The organism is Amycolatopsis mongoliensis (assembly GCF_030285665.1).
GTDB classification, from domain to species: domain Bacteria; phylum Actinomycetota; class Actinomycetes; order Mycobacteriales; family Pseudonocardiaceae; genus Amycolatopsis; species Amycolatopsis mongoliensis.
This window is the reverse complement of sequence record NZ_CP127295.1, coordinates 8,605,449-8,623,387: the sequence shown is the minus strand read 5'-3', so window position 1 is coordinate 8,623,387 and position 17,939 is coordinate 8,605,449. Positions and strand designations below refer to the sequence as shown.

15 protein-coding genes are annotated in these 17,939 nt (G+C 73.3%); 11 read left to right on the top strand and 4 right to left on the bottom strand.

Annotation, left to right across the window (positions count from 1 at the left end; all coding sequences use genetic code 11):
- Positions 1–8: 8 nt before the first annotated feature.
- The 10 genes from QRX60_RS41375 (at position 9) to QRX60_RS41330 (ending at position 10,109) form a co-directional block, all read left to right on the top strand.
- Positions 9–287 carry a DUF1918 domain-containing protein gene (locus QRX60_RS41375; RefSeq protein ID WP_285996913.1) on the top strand — a complete coding sequence of 93 codons (279 nt, stop codon included), beginning with the start codon at positions 9–11 and terminating at the stop codon, positions 285–287.
- On the top strand, positions 271–1,182 hold the full coding sequence (locus QRX60_RS41370; protein WP_285996912.1) for a universal stress protein: 912 nt from the start codon (positions 271–273) through the stop codon (positions 1,180–1,182). Before QRX60_RS41375 ends, QRX60_RS41370 begins: the two co-directional genes overlap by 17 nt.
- On the top strand, positions 1,179–1,586 hold the full coding sequence (locus tag QRX60_RS41365) for a hypothetical protein (RefSeq protein WP_285996911.1): 408 nt from the start codon (positions 1,179–1,181) through the stop codon (positions 1,584–1,586). The genes QRX60_RS41370 and QRX60_RS41365 overlap by 4 nt, the downstream gene beginning before the upstream one ends.
- Entirely contained in the window at positions 1,583–2,680 is a 1,098-nt protein-coding gene (locus tag QRX60_RS41360; protein WP_285996910.1) for a CHAD domain-containing protein, read from the top strand. Before QRX60_RS41365 ends, QRX60_RS41360 begins: the two co-directional genes overlap by 4 nt.
- A gap of 100 nt (positions 2,681–2,780) precedes the next feature.
- Positions 2,781–3,392, top strand: coding sequence for a CBS domain-containing protein (locus QRX60_RS41355; RefSeq protein ID WP_285996909.1), 612 nt, complete (start codon positions 2,781–2,783; stop codon positions 3,390–3,392).
- The gene (locus QRX60_RS41350; protein WP_285996908.1) at positions 3,389–4,294 is read left to right on the top strand and encodes a universal stress protein; all 906 of its coding nucleotides are present in this window, start codon (positions 3,389–3,391) and stop codon (positions 4,292–4,294) included. Before QRX60_RS41355 ends, QRX60_RS41350 begins: the two co-directional genes overlap by 4 nt.
- The gene (locus tag QRX60_RS41345) at positions 4,291–6,651 is read left to right on the top strand and encodes a phosphoketolase family protein (protein WP_285996907.1); all 2,361 of its coding nucleotides are present in this window, start codon (positions 4,291–4,293) and stop codon (positions 6,649–6,651) included. Before QRX60_RS41350 ends, QRX60_RS41345 begins: the two co-directional genes overlap by 4 nt.
- A 3-nt stretch (positions 6,652–6,654) precedes the next feature.
- On the top strand, positions 6,655–7,668 hold the full coding sequence (locus QRX60_RS41340; protein WP_285996906.1) for an inorganic phosphate transporter: 1,014 nt from the start codon (positions 6,655–6,657) through the stop codon (positions 7,666–7,668).
- Positions 7,665–8,270 carry a DUF47 domain-containing protein gene (locus tag QRX60_RS41335; protein WP_285996905.1) on the top strand — a complete coding sequence of 202 codons (606 nt, stop codon included), beginning with the start codon at positions 7,665–7,667 and terminating at the stop codon, positions 8,268–8,270. Before QRX60_RS41340 ends, QRX60_RS41335 begins: the two co-directional genes overlap by 4 nt.
- A 198-nt stretch (positions 8,271–8,468) precedes the next feature.
- Positions 8,469–10,109, top strand: a complete 1,641-nt coding sequence (locus QRX60_RS41330; protein ID WP_285996904.1) for a GAF domain-containing protein — start codon at positions 8,469–8,471, stop codon at positions 10,107–10,109.
- A gap of 16 nt (positions 10,110–10,125) precedes the next feature.
- On the opposite strand, the gene cydD is transcribed toward QRX60_RS41330, so the two are convergent.
- From cydD to QRX60_RS41315, 3 genes are read right to left on the bottom strand one after another with little or no spacing between them, the layout of a single operon-like run.
- A complete protein-coding gene (gene cydD, locus QRX60_RS41325) occupies positions 10,126–13,482 on the bottom strand; it encodes a thiol reductant ABC exporter subunit CydD (protein WP_285996903.1) in 3,357 nt (1,118 codons plus the stop codon).
- Positions 13,479–14,498 (bottom strand): cytochrome d ubiquinol oxidase subunit II, encoded by a 1,020-nt coding sequence (gene cydB, locus QRX60_RS41320; protein ID WP_285996902.1) that lies wholly within the window; start codon positions 14,496–14,498, stop codon positions 13,479–13,481. The genes cydD and cydB overlap by 4 nt, the downstream gene beginning before the upstream one ends.
- Positions 14,499–14,514: 16 nt before the next feature.
- Positions 14,515–15,915, bottom strand: a complete 1,401-nt coding sequence (locus QRX60_RS41315) for a cytochrome ubiquinol oxidase subunit I (protein ID WP_285996901.1) — start codon at positions 15,913–15,915, stop codon at positions 14,515–14,517.
- Between the two features lie 171 nt (positions 15,916–16,086).
- Here QRX60_RS41315 and QRX60_RS41310 point away from each other — a divergent pair, with 171 nt between their 5' ends.
- Positions 16,087–16,725 carry a response regulator transcription factor gene (locus QRX60_RS41310; RefSeq protein ID WP_285996900.1) on the top strand — a complete coding sequence of 213 codons (639 nt, stop codon included), beginning with the start codon at positions 16,087–16,089 and terminating at the stop codon, positions 16,723–16,725.
- A gap of 56 nt (positions 16,726–16,781) precedes the next feature.
- On the opposite strand, the gene QRX60_RS41305 is transcribed toward QRX60_RS41310, so the two are convergent.
- On the bottom strand, positions 16,782–17,771 hold the full coding sequence (locus QRX60_RS41305) for an Acg family FMN-binding oxidoreductase (protein WP_285996899.1): 990 nt from the start codon (positions 17,769–17,771) through the stop codon (positions 16,782–16,784).
- Positions 17,772–17,939 lie beyond the last annotated feature (168 nt).

Genomic DNA, 17,939 nt, shown 5'->3' with positions numbered 1-17,939 from the left:
GGAAGACCATGCACGCGAAGCCGGGCGATTGGCTCGTCATCAAGGGTATCCGGGTCGACGCACCCGAGCAGCGGGGCCGGATCATCGAGGTCCACTCGGCCGACGGCACGCCCCCGTACGTCGTCCGCTGGACGGCCGACGACCACGTGTCGACGGTCTTCCCCGGCCCCGACGCGGTCGTGCTGACCGCCGACGAGGAGCAGGCCGAAGAAGAGCGGGCCCGCACCCGCTTCGGCCGGGTCCAGCGGACCATCCACGAGGAGGACAGCCATGCCCGGCTTCCTTGAGGGCGCGATCGTCGCCGGGGTCGACGGCTCGTCCTCGGCGGTGGCGGCCGCGGTCTGGGCCGGCGCCGAGGCCCGCCGCCGCGACCGCCCGCTGCGCCTGGTGCAGGTCTACGCCCTGCCGCAGGTGAAGGCCCCGGTCGCGTTCGGCACCCAGGAACAGGTCCGGGCCGGGCTGGCCGAGCGGGCCGAAGCCTGGCTCGCCGAGGCGCGGAACGCGGTCCTGGCCGAGCACCCCGGCCTGGACATCACCACCGCCGCCCGGGAATGGAGCCCGGTCACCGCGCTGACCCAGGAGTCGCGGCACGCCGAATTGATCGTGCTGGGCTCGCGCGGGCTCGGCGGGTTCACCGGCCTGCTCGTCGGCTCCACCGCCGTTTCGGTGGCGGCGCACGCGCACTGCCCGATCGTCGTGGTCCGCGGCCGCACCCCGCACGACCCGCCGCCGGTCACCGGGCCGGTGGTCGTCGGTGCCGACGGCTCGCCCGACAGCGACGCCGCACTGGCGTTCGCCTGCGAGGAAGCGCGACTGCGCGGCACCGGGCTCGTCGCGGTGCACACCTGGAGCGACGTCCTCGCCGACGGCATGCTCCGGCCGCACCCGATGCAGGAGGACCCGGCGGAGATCGAGAAGGAGGAACGGGACAAGCTCGCCCAGCAGGTCTCCGGCTGGCAGGTGAAGTACCCGGACGTGGCGATCGACATCGAGGTGACGCGCGGGCGGCCCGTGCGGACGCTGCTGGAACGCGGCGAGCACGCCCAGCTGATCGTGGTCGGCTGCCGTGGCCGTGGCGGGTTCACCGGCATGCTGCTCGGCTCGACGAGCCAGGCGCTGATCGCGCACTCGCCGTGCCCGGTGGCGGTCGTGCGGCCCCAGCGGACCGGGAGCGGGGCGTGACCACCCTGCGGACCCGCGCCACGATGCGCCTGCTGGCCGCGTTCGAGACGTTGTTCGCCGTGAGCGCGCTGTACGGCGGGATCTCGCTGATCGCCGGGGCGCCGGGGTTCACGATGCCGGTGGAGTGGCTGGCGCCGCTCGGCCTGACCAGCTGGGTGCTGCCCGGGATCGCGCTCGTGCTCGTCGTCGGCGGGACGCTGGCCTGGGCGTCGGTGTTCGCCTGGCGGGCCGACTTCCGCGCGCCGGGTGCCGCGCTGGCCGCCTGCGCGGTGCTCACCGGCTGGCTGGCGATCCAGTTCGGGCTGATCGGCGTGCGCGTCCCGGTCCAGTGGGTGACCGCGGGGCTCGTGGTCGTGCTGTTCGGGCTCGCGCTGCTTGCCCGGCACCGGCTGGCGGAGCCATGACCACGACGATCGCGGACACCGTGTTCTTCGACACGGACGGCCTGCGCCTGCTCCGAAACGGCCTGGCGTTGAGCGTCCGGTCCGGCCGGTGGCGGCTCGACACCCCGGACGGGCCGGTGTGCCACTCCGGATCGGAGTCCAGTGTGCCGCCGGCCCTGTCCGGGCTGGTGCGGGCCTACACCCGCGACGACGAGCTGGTGCCGGTCGCGAACCTCGACGGCGGTGGCGTCGCCGAGCTGCGCGCGGCGCTGGGGAGCCGGATCGCCGCGCCGCCGCGGCCGCCCGACGGCTCGGCTCGCGCCGTGGTCCTGGCGTACGTCCGCGCGCAACTGGCCGCGCTGGCCGCCGCCGACCTGGCCGTCCGGCAGGGCCGGCCCGACGCCGTGCACCGGATGCGCGTGGCCGCGCGACGGCTGCGGGGCGTTTTCTCCGCGTACGCGAAGGTGCTGGGCGGGCGCAAGCTCCTGCGGGAGGTCAGTGGCGCGTTGCGCTGGCTCGGCGGCGAACTCGCCCCGGCCCGCGACACCGAGGTCCAATGGGCGCGCTCGCGCCCGTGGGCGGACGAGCCTTCGGACGCCTACTTCGCGGCTCTCGCGGAGGAAGCCGAAACCCGGGCGCTGCGCGCGCTCGACAGCCGTCGCTACGTGCAGCTGCTGAACGCGCTGGACGTGCTCGAACTGGTGCTGAGCGAAGAGCCGCGGTACCGGTGGGGCAAGGCGGCCCGTCGTCCCGCCGCGAAGGTGCTGCCCCGCCTGGCCCACGTCGTGGCCGCGGAGGTCGACGGCCGGGTGGCCCGGGTGGCCGCGCTGCCCGCCGGGCCGGACCGCGACCGCGCCGTCCACGACGTGCGGAAGGCCGCCAAGCGCCTGCGGTACGCGCTGGAGGCCGCCGGCGCGAAGGTCGCGTTGCACGAGTTCCAGGACCTGCTCGGCGAGTTCCAGGACGCGGTCGTCGCCCAGGCGCACCTGCGCGAGCTGGGCGTCCGGGAAGGCCCGGTCCACGACGGCGAGGCCGCCGCGGCCGCCCACTGCGCCGAGGCCCTGCCGGGGGCCTGGCACGCGCTGCGGAAGGACCTTCGTCCTTTGTGGACGTGAGTCCGCGAAGGGACGTAAGTCCCCGCGACCGGTGACCGACGCCAGCGGTGACCCGGGTCCCGCCTTCCTAGGTTGGGAGGCGACACGAAAGGAACATCCGATGCGCGCACGCGACCTGATGACCTCGCCGGTGATCACCGTGCACCCGTGGACGTCCGCCAAGGAGGCGGCCGAGCTGCTGTCGATGCACGGCTTCACCGCCCTTCCCGTGGTCGACGACGACGACGAGCTGATCGGCATCGTCACCGAAGCCGACCTGATCCGCGGCCGGGTCCCGGTGGACCCCCGGCACGCCCACGAGCACCACGAAGCCACCGTCGCGGGCCGGGCGGTCCAGGACGTGATGACCAGCCCCGTCACCGCCATGAGCACCGGCACCGACATCGCCGACCTGTGCCAGGCGCTGGTGGACGCCCGGATCCGGGCGATGCCGATCGTCGACGGCTCGACCGTCGTCGGCATCGTCACCCGCGGCGACGTCGTCCGCGTGCTCGCGCGGGACGACACCGACATCGCCCGGGACGTCAAGCACCGGCTGGAGATCTACGGCGGCAGCGGCCGCTGGAAGATCGCCGTCCGCGACGGCTACGTCCACATCGTCGACCAGTACGACGACGACACCGACCGGCACGTCGCCAAGCTGCTGGCACTCGCCGTGCCCGGCGTCGTCGCCGCCGAAGCCGCCTACGCGGGTGAGGAGCAGAACCGATGAGCACCACCGAACCGAGGATCACCGTCGGCGTGGACGGCTCGGCGGGCTCGACCGCCGCCGTCGCCTGGGCGGCGAAGATCGCTTCCCTGCGCCACCTGGAACTCAGGATCGTGCACGGGCTGCAGCTGACCGGCCTGTACTACGGCGGCGGCCTGCCCGGCGCCAGTGCCGAAGCGCTGTTCGACGCCATCAGGGCCGACGGCGAGCGGGTCGTCGCCGACGCCCGGAGCCTCGCCGCGTCCGTCGACAAGGACCTCGTGATCGGGTCGGAGCTGCCGAACGAACCGCCCGTGCCGATGCTGATCGACGAGTCGCGGCACGCCCGGCTGCTCGTCGTGGGCCGGACCGGGACCGGGGGCTTCACCGGGATGCTGGTGGGCGGCACCGCGGCCACGGTCGCGAGCCACGCCCACTGCCCGGTGGCGATCGTCCGCGGCCGGCACGATTCGACCGCCGTGCCGGACTCCGGCCCGGTCGTGGTCGGCATCGACGGCAGCCCGAACAGCGAGCAGGCGCTGGCGATCGCGTTCGAGGAGGCTTCGCTGCGCGGCGCCCCGCTGGTCGCGGTGCACGCCTGGAACGACATCACCTACGAGGACACGCGCGGCACGGCCCGCATCCTGACCCAGCCGGAGACCCTGGAAGAGGGCGAGCAGCGGCTGCTCGTCGAGCGGCTGGCGGGCTGGCAGGAGAAGTACCCCGACGTCGAGATCAGCCGGAAGCTGGTCCGCGACCGGCCACGGCACGTCCTGCTCAAGGAGAGCGAGACCGCGCAGCTGGTCGTCGTCGGCAGCCACGGCCGTGGCGGCTTCACCGGGATGCTCCTCGGCTCGACCAGCCAGGCGCTGGTCCAGCACGCCCAGTGCCCGGTGCTGGTCGTCCGCCCGGAGCGGAAGAAGTGACCGCGCTCGACGCCCGGCCCGCGGTGCTCGGCAGCACCGAGCTCGCCCAGGTGGACGCTCTCTGGCGGGCCGCGAACTACCTCGCGGCCGGCCAGATCTACCTGATGGCGAACCCGCTGCTGCACGAACCGCTGCGCCCCGAGCACGTCAAGCCGAGGCTGCTCGGGCACTGGGGGACCTCACCCGGCCTCAACTTCGTCTACGCCCACCTCAACCGGGCCATCCTGACCCACGACCTGAACGCCATGTTCGTCACCGGCCCGGGCCACGGCGGCCCGGCGCTGCTGGCCAACACGTGGCTCGAAGGCAGCTACACCGAAGCGTGGCCCGAGGTCACGCAGGACGCCGACGGCATGCGGGAGCTGTTCAAGCAGTTCTCGTTCCCCGGCGGCGTGCCCAGCCACGTCGCCCCGCAGGTCCCCGGCTCGATCCACGAAGGCGGCGAGCTCGGCTACTCGCTCGCGCACGCCTACGGGGCGGCGTTCGACAACCCGGGTCTCCTGGTCGCTTGCGTGATCGGGGACGGCGAGGCCGAGACCGGCCCCCTGGCCACGTCCTGGCACGCCAACAAGTTCCTCGACCCGGTCCGCGACGGCGCGGTCCTGCCGATCCTGCACCTCAACGGCTACAAGATCGCCAACCCGACGGTCCTGTCCCGCATCGCACCGGCCGAGCTGGACGCGTTGCTGCGCGGGTACGGCTACGAGCCGATCTACGTCGAAGGCAGCGACCCGGAGACGATGCACCAGGCGATGGCCGCCGCGCTCGACTCGGCGGTCGCCGACCTCGCGGTGATCCGCCGCCACCACGACCGGCCGGCGTGGCCGATGATCGTGCTGCGCAGCCCCAAGGGCTGGACCGGTCCGTCCGTGGTGGACGGTCTGCCGGTCGAGGGCACCTGGCGCTCGCACCAGGTGCCGCTGGCCGAGGTCCGGCACAACCCGGACCACCTGCGGCAGCTGGAGCAGTGGCTGCTTTCCTACCGGCCGGAGGAGCTGTTCGACGACCACGGCCGCCCGGTCGCGGACGTCACGGCGCTGATCCCGGCGGGGGAGCGCCGGATGGGCGCGAACCCGAACGCCAACGGCGGCATCCTGCTGCGCCCGCTGACACTGCCGGAGACCGCGGCCCACGCCGTCGGCGTCCCGGCCCCGGGCGCGACCCTGGCGGAGCCGACCCGGGCGCTGGGCCGCTTCCTGCGCGACGTCTTCGCGCTCAACGCCGACCGGGCGAACTTCCGCCTGTTCGGTCCCGACGAGACGGCGTCCAACCGGCTCGACGCGGTCTACGACGTCACCGGCAAGCAGTGGCAGGCCGCGGTCGAACCGGTCGACGAGCACCTGTCCCCGGACGGCCGCGTGCTCGAGGTGCTCTCGGAGCACCTGTGCCAGGGCTGGCTGGAGGGCTACCTGCTGACCGGGCGCCACGGGCTGTTCAACTGCTACGAGGCGTTCGTGCACATCGTCGACTCGATGGTGAACCAGCACATCAAGTGGCTGCGCGTGCACCGGCAGATCCCGTGGCGGCGCCCGGTGGCGTCGCTGAACTACCTGCTGACCTCGCACGTGTGGCGCCAGGACCACAACGGCTTCTCGCACCAGGACCCGGGGTTCGTCGACCACATCGCCAACAAGAGCTCGGAGGTCGTGCGGATCTACTTCCCGCCGGACACGAACACCCTGCTCGAGGTCGCGGCGCACTGCCTGCGCAGCCGGGACTACGTGAACGTCGTCGTGGCGGGCAAGAACGACAGCCCGAACTGGCTCGACGCCGAACAGGCCGCGCTGCACTGCGCCCGGGGCGTGAGCATCTGGGAGTGGGCCAGCACGCACACCGACCGGGAGCCGGACGTCGTCCTGGGCTGCGCGGGCGACGCCCCGACGCTGGAAGTGCTGGCGGCGGCGAAGATCCTGCGGGAAGAACTGCCGGAGCTGGCGGTGCGGGTGGTGAACGTCGTCGACCTGATGCGCCTGCAGCCGGAAGCCGAGCACCCGCACGGGCTCGGTGATCGGGAGTTCGACGCCCTGTTCACGCCGGACCGGCCGGTGATCTTCGCCTACCACGGCTACCCGTGGCTGATCCACCGGCTGGCCTACCGCCGGTCGAACCACGCGGGGATGCACGTGCGCGGCTACACCGAGCACGGCACCACGACCACGCCGTTCGACATGCTGGTGCTCAACCACATGGACCGGTTCCAGCTGGTGATCGACGTGATCGACCGGGTGCCGGGCCTGGTCGCGACGGCCGGCGTGCTGCGGCAGCGGATGACCGAGGCCCAGGGCCGGCACCGGCGCTGGATCCGGGTCCACGGCGAAGACCTGCCCGAGATCCGCGACTGGACCTGGGAGGGCTGAGCCGTGACCGCCGCGGTCGCGCTGACCGTGGCGGTCACGATCACCCTGGTCTTCGACTTCACCAACGGGTTCCACGACTCCGCGAACTCGGTGGCCGCGCTGGTCGCCACCCGCGCGGCCACCCCCGGCGCCGCCCTGCTGCTGGCGGCGGTGTGCCACGTCGCCGGCCCGCTGCTGGCCGGCACCACCGTCGCCGACACGGTCGGCGGGGTGGTCCGGCTGCCCGCGGCGGACGTCCTGCCCGCGGTCGGCGCCGCCGTCACCGCGGGCATCGCCTGGAACCTGCTGACCTGGTGGCGCGGGCTGCCCTCCAGTTCCTCGCACGCGCTGGTCGGCGGCCTGGTCGGGGCGTGCTTCGTGTCGACCGGCCTGGCCGGGATCCGCTGGGGCGGCGTCGACGGCTTCCACGTCGCGGGGGTGCTCGGGGTGCTGGTGGGTCTCGCCCTTTCCCCGGTGCTCGGCGCCGGGCTGGGCGCGGCCGCCGACCGCCTCGCCCGCCGGGCCCTGCGCCGCGCGCGCCGCCGGGCGGACGTCGCGCTCCGGCGTGCCGAGTGGGTGAGCGCCGGTGCGCTGGCGTTCAGCCACGGCGCCAACGACGCCCAGAAGTCGATGGGCGTCATCACCCTGCTGCTGGTGGCCACCGGGCACCTCGGCGCCTTCGCCGTCCCGCTGTGGGTGAAGCTCGCCGCGGCGGCGGCCCTGACGCTCGGCACCGCGTCCGGCGGCTGGCGGGTGGTGAAGACCGTCGGCCGCGGCATCTACCGGATGCGCCCCGTCGACGGCCTGGCGAGCCAGGGCAGCTCGGCCGCGGTCATCCTCGCCGCGGCCGCCGCCGGTGCCCCGGTCAGCACGACCCACGTCGTCGCCGCGTCGGTGGTCGGTGCGGGCGCGAGCCGCCACGCCCACCACGTGCGGTGGGCGGTGGTGGGCGAGATCTGTTCCGCGTGGCTGGTCACCCTGCCGGCGTGTGCCGTGCTGGGGGCCGCCGCGCTCCCGCTGTGGAGGTGGTTCGCGTGAAGCTGCCCAAGACCTGGTTCCTGCCGCACAACCCGGACGTCCTCGGGCGCCTCCGGGACCAGGCCGACACGGTCTCCGAGGTGCTGACCACCCTGGCCGGCTGGGTCCGGGGCGAGCCGGTGGGCGGCGAGCTGCACACCCCGCTGCTGGTCCAGGCGGCGGAGCGGCGCGAGGTGCTCGTGGCGGTCCGCGAGGCGTTCAGCACGCCCATCGAGGCCGAAGACGTCTTCGAACTGGCCGAACGGCTCGGCGAAATCGCGGACGCGGCGTACATGCTGGTTCGCGAGTCGGACCTGTCCCGCACGCCGCCGGACGACCACCTGCGCGCCATGGTGCTGACCGCGGTCGCCGCGTTCGACATGCTGCACGCTGCGCTGGACCTGTTGCCGAGCACCGACGCCGCGGGTCGTGCCGACGCTGCGGTGTCCTCTTTGGACGTGGCGGAACACGCCTACCGGCGGGCGATCGCGGGGCTGGAGACCGAGCCGGACCCGCGGCGTGAGATGCGGCTGCGGGAGCTGTACCGCCGGGCCGAGCACCTCCTGCTGGCGGTCCAGCGCCTGGGCCGCCGGACCTGGTACGCCGTCTGCAAAATCTCCTGAGCGCCGGCTTCCGTGAAAAATTCACGGAATCGGCTCGCATATCGACTTGACCATCACCCGCCAAGGGGAGGGAAACTGGTCCCCGGGTACCGCCGGGGGCGTCCGGCGGGCGAACCGGGAGTGGTCGATGTGAGCCGGGCGGGTGGAGATCGTGAGCGTGGAGAGGCGGAACGGCTGACGTTCCCCGATCTTCCACGCATGGAACTGGACCAGTTGCTGGGGCAGCTCGTCGAGCGGGCCCAGGAGGTGATGGGCACCCAGGGCCGGCTGCGCGGCCTGCTGCACGCGAGCCAGATGGTGACCGGCGACCTCGCGCTGCCGACGCTGCTGCGCCGGATCGTCGAGGCGGCGAGAGAGCTGCTGGGCGCCCGGTACGCGGCGCTCGGCGTGATCGGGCCGGACGGCCAGCTCGCCGAGTTCGTCCACGTCGGCATGGACGCCGAGACGGTGGCCAGGGTCGGGCGGCTGCCGGAGGGCAAAGGGCTGCTCGGAGCCGTCGTGGAGGACCCGCGCCCGATCCGGCTGGCGAACATCGGCGACGACCCCCGCTCGTCCGGCTTCCCCGACGAGCACCCGCCGATGGGCAGCTTCCTGGGCGTGCCGATCCGCGTGCGCGGGGTGGTGTTCGGCAACCTCTACCTCACCGAGTGCCGGCACGGCGAGTTCACCGCGGAGGACGAGCAGCTCGCGCTCGCCCTGGCCGCGACCGCCGGGCAGGCCATCGACAACGCGAGGCTCTACGAAACCGCGCGCAAGCAGCAGGAGTGGCTGGCGGCGTCGACGGCGATCATGCGCGAACTGCTCTCGACCCGCTCGGGCCGCCCGCTGGCGCTGATCGCCGCGCACACCCGCGACCTCGCCGACGCCGATCTGGTCACCGTGCTGCGCCCGGACGGCGACGGGCTCCGGATCGAGGTCGCCGTCGGCGACGGCGCGGCCGAGCTGGAGGGGCGTGTCATCGACGTCGAGGGCACGATGTCCGGGCAGGTGTTCACCAGCGGGGCCCCGGTGGTGGGGTCGTGGATCGACCGGCAGTCCCGGCAGGAGGTGTCGGCGCCGCTGCGCACGGACCTCGACGCCGTGCTGGTGGTCCCGCTGACCGGCGCCGGTGAGGTGACCGGCGTGCTGACCGCGGCCCGGAAGATCGGCCGGCCGGGGTTCACCGCCGACGACCTCGAGATGGCGGCCGGGTTCGCCGGCCAGGCGTCGGTGGCGATCGAGCTGGCCGACGCCCGCGCCGAACAGCAGCGCAACGAGCTCTACGACGAGCGCGACCGGATCGCGGCCGAGCTGCACAATCAGGTGGTCCAGCGGCTGTACGCGATCGGCCTGTCCCTGCAGACGACCGCCGGAGCGGCCCGCTCGGAGGTGGTCGCGCGCCGGGTGCGGACGGCGATCGCCGACCTCGACACGGTGATCACCCAGATCCGCGAGACGGTGTTCCAGCTGGACGACGTGCTGCCCCGCGCCACGGCGACCGTGCACGACCGGGTGCTGGAGGTGCTGTCGGAGGCCGGCGCCGAGTTCGGGCTCACCGCTTCGACGGAGTTCTCGGGCAAGCTCGACACGATCGCGTCCGAGGAGCTGGCGGACGAGCTGGTCACGGCGCTGCGGGAGGGCCTGCGGCTGATCGCCCGGCACACCGGCGCCGGGTCGGTCCTGGTGGCGGTGCGCTCGGGCGCGGAGCGGCTGAGCGTCGCCCTCGCCCACGACGGCGGCAGCCCGCTCGGCGAGACACCGGAGGCGGAGCTGACCACGCTCGCCGAGCTGGCCGCCCGCCGGGGCGGCGTGTCCGAGGTGCGCGAGCGCGAGCTGATCTGGTGGGTGCCGCTGTCCTGACGCCGCGGGCGGTGCCTCAAGCGGCGTCCAGGGAGCGTGCCGCCGTGACGTCCACCGTGGGCAGCGTGGCGAAGTCGGCGGGGCGGTGCGTCACCACCAGCGTCGAGCGGCCCTCCGTCGCCGTCAGCACGTCCGCCGCCAGTGCCGCGGCCGTGGGCGCGTCGAGGTGGGCCGTCGGCTCGTCGAGCAGCAGGATCGGGCGGTCCGACAGCAGCGCCCGGGCCACGCCGATGCGCTGGCGCTCGCCGCCCGACACCGGCGTGCCGTGCGCGCCCAGGGGGGTGTCGAGGCCGTCCGGCAGGCGGTCGAGCCACCCGCCCAGCTGAGCCAGGCCGAGCGCGGACCGCAGCTCGTCGTCGGACGCCGCCGGCCGGGCCAGGCGGAGGTTCTCGCGCAGGGTGCTGTCGAACAGGTGGGTGTCCGGCCCGCACCAGGCGATCTGCTCCCGCACCGAGTCGCCGTCGAACGTCAGGGTGTCCGTGGCGTCGAGGAGGACGCGGCCGGACGACGGGTCCAGGTAGCGCATCAGCGCCGCGATCACCGTGCTCTTGCCCGCGCCGGACCGGCCGGTCAGCGCCAGCCGCCGGCCCGGGCCGATGCTCAGGTCCACACCCCGGACGGCGTCTTCGCGGGCGTCCGGCCAGCGGACGGCGAGGCGCTCGGCGGCCAGGTGGGCCGCGGCGGGCGCGGTGGCGGCGGGTTCGGTCCGTGCCGCGGGCACGGCCGCCAGCTCGGCGAGCCGGCGCGCGGAGTGCCCGGCGCCGAGGAGCCGTTGCGCCGCTTCCGGCAGCCCGGCCACCAGCTCGGCCGTCGCGAGCGGGGTCAGCGCCAGCACGGCCAGCGCGGGTCCGGGGATGGTGCCCGCGTGCACGGCCAGGATGCCCAGCGCGAGGCAGGACAGGGACGTCAGGCCCACCCCGAGCGTCGCGATTCCGGAGCCGAGCCCGCGGCGCACGGCGGACCGGCGGGCGAGCGTGGTGAGGTGGGTGTCGAGCTCGCGCAACCGGGAGTGGCGGCGGAAAGCCGCGTCGTACGCGATCAGGTCGGCCGAGGCCTGCAGCAGCTCGACGGTGCCCGCGGTCAGGTCCGTGCGCAGCCGGGCGGTGTCGCGCTGCGCCCGCCGGGCCGTCAGGGCGGCGACGAGCGGGGCGAGCACCCCGGCGGCGAACAGGCCGGCGGCGGCCGCGAACCCGGCGCCGGGCAGGATCACCCCGAGGGTGACCGCCGTCCCGGCGAGCACCGCGAACGTCGAGATCCCCGGCACCAGGCCGCGGACCAGCACGTCCTGCTGGCTGTCCACATCGGACACCAGGCGGTGCAGCAGGTCGCCGCGGCGCAGCCGGGCGGTGCGGGCCGGACCGATCCGGACCAGCCGGTCCCACACCCGGACGCGCAGCTCGGTCAGCGCCCGCAGCGCGACGTCGTGGGACAGGAGCCGCTCGACGTAGCGCAGGATTCCCTTGGCCAGGCCGAAGGTCCGCACGGCGACGATCGCCACCATCAGGCTCAGCACCGGCGGGTGCAGCGCAGCACTGGCGATCAGCCACGACGACGTCGCGGTCAGCGCGACGCCGCAGCCGAGGGCGGCGGTGGCGGCGAGGCAGGCGAGCGCGAGACGCCACCGGTGCGGGCGCACGGCGTCCAGCAGCGGCCGCCACTTCGAGGACGAAGAATCCACAGTGGACAGTTCGACGGCGGCCGCGGCCGGGCGGGCGGGTGCGGACGGCAGCGGGACCGCAGCGGCCGCCGGAGCGGGAACCGCCGCCGGTCCGCCGAGGGTGACGACCCGGTCGCACCGGGCCAGCACCGCGGGGTGGTGGCTGACGATCACCGCGGTCCGGCCGGCGAGCACCGCCGGCAGCCGGTCCAGGATGGCGGTCTCGGTCTCGGCGTCGACGCCTTCGGTCGGCTCGTCGAGCAGGATCAGCGGCCGGTCGAGCAGGACCGCGCGGGCCAGTGCGACCCGGCGGCGCTGCCCGGTGGACAGCCCGGCGCCGAGCTCGCCGATCACGGTGGCGAGCGGGACGTCGAGGGCCGCGGCGTCCGCGGCCGCACGCACGGCGCCGTCGCTCGCGTCGGGGGAGCCCAGCCGGATGTTCTCCGCCACCGTCCCGGCGACGAGGTGCGGCTGCTGCGGCACCCAGGCGAGGTGCCGGTGCCAGGTGGCGCGGCCGATCTCGGCCAGGTCGGTCTCGCCGAGCAGGACCCGGCCGCGCTCGGGCCGCCGCCAGCCGAGCAGGACGTCGAGCAGGGTCGACTTGCCCGCCCCGCTCGGTCCGGTCACCCCGACGACCTCGCCGGGGGGAATGCGCAGGGTGAAGCCGTCCAGAACCGGCCCGGACCGGCCCTCGACCGTCACGTCCTCGCAGCGCACGGCCACGCGGGTGAGGTCGGGCACCGTGCGGGTGCCGGTGTCGCCGGCGGGCGTGCCGGCGAGCGCGATGATCTCTTCGGCCGCGGCCAGGCCTTCGGCGCTGTCGTGGAACCGGGCACCGACCGCCCGCAGCGGCAGGTAGACCTCGGGCGCGAGGATCAGCACGACGAGCGCCGTCCGCAGGTCGAGCTCACCGGCCAGCAGCCGGAGCCCGACCGACACGGCCACGACCGCGACCGACAGCGTCGCCAGCAGCTCCAGGGCCAGTGCGGACAGGAACGCGACGCGCAGGGTGCGGAGGGTCTGCGTGCGGTACTTCTCGGTGATCTCCCGCAGCGACCGGATCTGCGCGCGGGCGCGGCCGAACGCGGTCAGCTCGGCCAGCCCGGCGACGAGGTCGAGGAAGTGGTTGCCCAGCACCGAAAGCGTCGTCCACTGGCGCCGGACGTCGCGCTGGGTGTAGAGCCCGATGAGGATCATGAAGACCGGGATGAGCGGCACCGTGAAGCCCACGATCACCGCGGCGACCCAGTCGGCGGCCAGGATCCGCACGCCGACCACCAGCGGCACGACCGAGGCGATCAGCAGCTGCGGCAGGTAGCGCGCGAAGTAGCCTTCCAGCCGGTCGACGCCGTGGGTGGCCAGCGACGCGACTTCGGCGGGGGAGCGGTCCGCCTGCCGGGGGCCGATCCGCAGCGCCGCCCCGATGACGGCCTCCCGCAGCTGCGAGAGCGCCCGGGCGGCGGCGCGGTGCGCGGTCGTCTCCGACACCCACGCGATGCCGGACCGCGCGAGCACGACCAGCAGCAGCATGCCGACCGGGACCAGCAGGGCGCGCAGCGTCACGCCGTCGAGGAAGGCCCACGTGATCGTCTTCGCCAGCAGCTCCGCCTGGGCGAGCACCAGCATCGCGGTGAGCACGCCCAGCGCGGCGCAGGCCAGGACGAACGGCCGGACCGCGCTCGCGTGGCGCAGCAACCGCGGGTCGAGGGGCTTCACCGGCGGCCCGCCGGCAGGCCGCCGCCGGCCGGGATCGAGGCCCGGCTGATCCGCTTGCGGAACACCCAGTACGTCCAGGCCTGGTAGGCCAGCACGATCGGGGTGAACGCGACGGCGACCCAGGTCATGATCTGCAGGGTGTAGTGCGTCGAGGACGCGTTCGTGGTGGTCAGGCTGAACGCCGGGTCGGTCGTCGACGGCAGCACGTCCGGATACAGCGACCAGAACAGCGTGAAGGTGACGGCGATGATCGTCCCCGCGGTGCTCGCGAAGGCGAACCCGTCGCGCTCACCGGCGGCGAACAGCACGCCCGCGGCCAGCAGCAGCGCGGCGACCGTCGCCGACAGCCAGGTCCAGCCGCCGTGCTCGACGGCGGTGGCGACGAGGAAGACACCGCCGAACACGAACGCCGCGCCGCCGAGCGCGCGGCTCAGCGTGCGGGCCCGGTCGCGGAGCGCGTCGGTCGTCTTCAGCGCGAGGAAGACCGCGCCGTGGAAGGTGAACAGCGTGAGCGTGGCCAGTCCGCCGAGCAGCGCGTACGGGTTGAGCAGGGTGAAGAACGTGCCGGTGAAGTGGTGCTGCGCGTCGAGGGGAACGCCGTGCACGATGTTGCCGAAGGCGACGCCCCACAGGAGCGCGGGTGCCGCCGACGCGAACACGATGATCCAGTCCCAGGTGTTGCGCCAGCGCGGGCTGTCGATCTTGCCGCGGAACTCGAAGGCGACGCCGCGCAGGATCAGCGCGACCAGCACCAGCAGCAGGGCGAGGTAGAACCCGGAGAACAGGCTCGAGTACCAGAGCGGGAACGCGGCGAAGGTGGCGCCGCCGGCGACCAGCAGCCAGACCTCGTTGCCGTCCCAGACCGGGCCGATCGTGTTGATCAGCACGCGGCGGTCGGTGTCGTCGTGGCCGAGGATCCGCAGCAGCGTGCCGACGCCGAAGTCGAAGCCTTCGAGGACGAAGTAGCCGGTCCAGAGGACCGCGATGAGCAGGAACCAGATGTCGGTGAGGGCCATGACGGTCTCCGGCGTCTCAGTAGGCGAAGGCCGCGGGACGCGGCTCGTCGGAATCGGCGTCTTCGCGCGGTGCCTCCGGCGGCGGAGGTCCGGCCTTGGCGTAGCGGACCATCAGGACGCCGTCGACGACCGCGAGCACGCCGTAGAGCACGGTGAACACGATCAGCGACGTCAGGACGGTGCCCGCCGGAACCGTCGGGGAGACCGAGTTCGCGGTCTTCAGCACGCCGAACACCGACCACGGCTGGCGGCCCATCTCGGTGAAGATCCAGCCGACGCTGTTGGCCAGGAACGGCAGGGCGATCCCGGCGGTCGCGACGGGGAAGAACCAGCGGGCGCGCGGGGTGCGGCCGCGCCGGAACAGCCACAGGCCGACCAGCGAGATCAGCAGGCAGAGGAAGCCGAAGCCGATCATCAGGCGGAACGTCCAGTAGGCCACCGGGATGTTCGGCCGGTACTCGCCGGGCCCGTACTGCTGCTGCTCGGCGGCCTGCAGGTCGTTGATGCCCTCGACGCGGCCGTCGAAGCTGCCGGTGGCCATGAACGACAGCACACCGGGCACGCGGATGCTGAACTTCTCCTGCGAGCCGTCCAGCGAGCCGACGGTGAACAGCGAGAACGACGCGGGCGCGACGGTGTCGTAGAGCGCTTCCGCGGCGGCCATCTTCATCGGCTGCTGCTCGGTCATCAGCCGGGCCTGCAGGTCACCGGTGACGATGACGCCGAGGCTGGCGATCAGGACGGTGACCAGCGCGAGCTTCATCGACGGCCGGTAGACGTCGACGTTGCGCTGCCGCTTGATCTGCCACGCGCTGATCCCGACGACGAACATGCCGGCGGTGAGGAAGCACGCGGTGACGGTGTGGGCGAAGGCGCCGACGGCGGTGGAGTTGGTGAGCACGGCGCCGAAGTCCTTCAGCTCCGCGCGGCCGGTGGCGGGGTTGACCGCGGAGCCGACCGGGTGCTGCATCCAGGAGTTGGCGGCGAGGATGAAGTACGCCGAGAGCAGGGTGCCGGTCGCGGCGAGCCAGATGGTGGCCAGGTGCAGCTTCTTCGGCAGCTTGTCCCAGCCGAAGATCCACAGGCCGAGGAACGTCGACTCGAGGAAGAACGCCAGCAGGCCCTCGATGGCCAGCGGCGCGCCGAAGATGTCGCCGACGAACGTGCTGTAGTCCGACCAGTTCATCCCGAACTGGAACTCCTGCACGATGCCGGTCGCCACGCCCATGGCGAAGTTGATGAGGAACAGCTTTCCCCAGAACTTCGTCATCCGGCGGTACTTGTCGTCACCGGTGCGCACCCAGGCGGTCTGCATCCCGGCGACCAGGAAGGACAGCCCGATGGTCAACGGGACGAAGATGAAGTGGTACACGGTGGTGATCCCGAACTGCCATCGGGCGATGTCCAGGGCGCTCATCCGGTTCTCCTGCTCGCGCGGACGGTGTTGACCCCGGCAGCATCCGGTCCGCGGGCCCTCCGGCGAGAGGGTCCTTGGTCACTTCCGCGACGGTCCCGGGTCCCTGCCACTGGGGGCCCTGTGGTCGTACTCTGATCTCCGTCGTACTTTTTCCGTGCACAGGAGGTCGGGATGCTCCGGGTTTTTCTCGTCGATGACCACGAGGTGGTCCGTCGTGGCGTCGCCGACCTGCTGGACGAGGACGAGAACCTCACCGTGATCGGCCAGGCCGGCAGCGTGTCGCAGGCCCTGGCGCGGATTCCGGCGCTCAACCCCGACGTCGCGGTGCTGGACGTGCGGCTGCCCGACGGCAACGGCATCGAGCTGGCTCGTGAGCTGCGCTCCAAGCTGCCCGACCTCAAGTGCCTGATGCTCACCTCCTACACCGACGAGCAGGCGATGCTCGACGCGGTGATGGCCGGCGCGAGCGGGTTCGTGATCAAGGACATCAAGGGCATGGACCTGGTCTCGGCGGTCCGGGACGTCGGCGCGGGCAAGTCCCTGCTCGACGCGCACGCGGCGGCCGCCCTGATGGCGAAGCTGCGCGACAGCCAGGCCAAGAAGGGCCCGCTCGCGGACCTCTCGGACCAGGAAAAGAAGCTGCTGGAGCTGATCGGTGAGGGGCTGACCAACCGGCAGATCTCCGAGCGGATGTTCCTGGCCGAGAAGACGGTCAAGAACTACGTCTCGCGGCTGCTGACGAAGCTGGGCATGGAGCGCCGCACCCAGGCCGCGGTCCTGGCCACCGAGCTGCGCAACCAGGGCGGCTGAGCCGGACCCACGCCGAAACGCGCTGAAGGGAACCTTCAGCGCCCCGGATGCGACCTTCAGGCGCTGAGCCAGTCCGGCTCCAGCATGACGTCGGCCAGGGACCGCCGCGGCGTCCACGGCACCGGTGCGCCACGGCCGAGGCGCAGCACGATCTGCGGCCACAGCCCGCCGCCGAGCAGGCTGCGCAGCTCCGTCCGCACCGCGGGGACCTCGACCGGCTGCGAGATGAACGACGCGTCGAGCCCGGCCGCCGTGGCCGTCAGCAGCACCCGCTGCATGGCCTGACCGGCCCGGATCCGGTCGATCCTGGCGTCGTCGAAGGAGCCGATCACCACGACCAGCGGCTCGGATTCGTCGGACCGGCCGCGCTGCCGCGCGCCGAAGTCCCGCAGCACCCACCCGCCGTTGTCCGAGGGCATCGCGCCGGCCGCGTATTCGGGGACACCGTCCCGGCTGCCCGGGTCGCGCCCGGTCCAGTGTCGCCACTCCGCGAGGAACGCCGGGTCGGCGACCTGGGCGTGGTGGCCCTTGTGCACCAGCTCCCGCAGCGTCTCCAGCTGGTGCGCGTCCAGCCGGGGCAGCCAGGCCTGCTCGACCTCGGCCGCGTGGCGCAGCTCGGCCACCAGTGCTTTCGGGATGATCGTCGCCTCGAACGGGGTGCGGTTGGTGTGCCGGCGGGGGATTGCGCCCGCCAGTTCGACGAGCCGGCGGTCGGGCTTGCGGACCGCGAACGGCCGGACGACGGCCAGCAGCGTGGGGTCGTCGCGACGCGGCAGCAGGGTGGTGGCCGGGTGCGCGCCCAAGGCGTGGATGGCGGTGCGCAGGTTGAACAGCGCGGCCCCGCACGAGAGCAGCAGCTCCCGCTGGTCGGCGTCGGCCACGGGCAGGGCACGGTCCGGATCGGTGTGCAGCTCGAGGCCCGCGGGAGTGCAGCGGAACCGCCAGGGCTGCGTATTGTGCGTGGACGGTGCGAGTACCGCCGCGCCGATCACGGACTTCACCTGATCGGAGTCCAGCAGGCCGATCGAGGTGATGGGTAGTGTCATGGTTTCCCCTTGGTGCCGACGCGCGGCACACTGTGGTTCCAGTAGCTTCTCCCGACAATCTCTCGTCACAAAGGGCTGCGAAAAGGGGCGAAGGTCACAAGCGGCGAGGGCCGGAGTGGACGATGCGGAGGGCGTGGACGAGGTGTCGGTGAACGAGCCCGGACAGCG

Excerpts from the sequence above, each read along its gene's own strand:
- QRX60_RS41375 (WP_285996913.1), top strand. The coding sequence starts at position 9 with ATGCACGCGAAGCCGGGCGATTGGCTCGTCATCAAGGGTATCCGGGTC.
- QRX60_RS41370 (WP_285996912.1), top strand. The coding sequence starts at position 271 with ATGCCCGGCTTCCTTGAGGGCGCGATCGTCGCCGGGGTCGACGGCTCG.
- QRX60_RS41360 (WP_285996910.1), top strand. The coding sequence starts at position 1,583 with ATGACCACGACGATCGCGGACACCGTGTTCTTCGACACGGACGGCCTG.
- QRX60_RS41355 (WP_285996909.1), top strand. The coding sequence starts at position 2,781 with ATGCGCGCACGCGACCTGATGACCTCGCCGGTGATCACCGTGCACCCG.
- QRX60_RS41350 (WP_285996908.1), top strand. The coding sequence starts at position 3,389 with ATGAGCACCACCGAACCGAGGATCACCGTCGGCGTGGACGGCTCGGCG.
- QRX60_RS41330 (WP_285996904.1), top strand. The coding sequence starts at position 8,469 with ATGGAACTGGACCAGTTGCTGGGGCAGCTCGTCGAGCGGGCCCAGGAG.
- cydB (WP_285996902.1), bottom strand. The coding sequence starts at position 14,498 with ATGGCCCTCACCGACATCTGGTTCCTGCTCATCGCGGTCCTCTGGACC.
- QRX60_RS41315 (WP_285996901.1), bottom strand. The coding sequence starts at position 15,915 with ATGAGCGCCCTGGACATCGCCCGATGGCAGTTCGGGATCACCACCGTG.
- QRX60_RS41310 (WP_285996900.1), top strand. The coding sequence starts at position 16,087 with ATGCTCCGGGTTTTTCTCGTCGATGACCACGAGGTGGTCCGTCGTGGC.
- QRX60_RS41305 (WP_285996899.1), bottom strand. The coding sequence starts at position 17,771 with ATGACACTACCCATCACCTCGATCGGCCTGCTGGACTCCGATCAGGTG.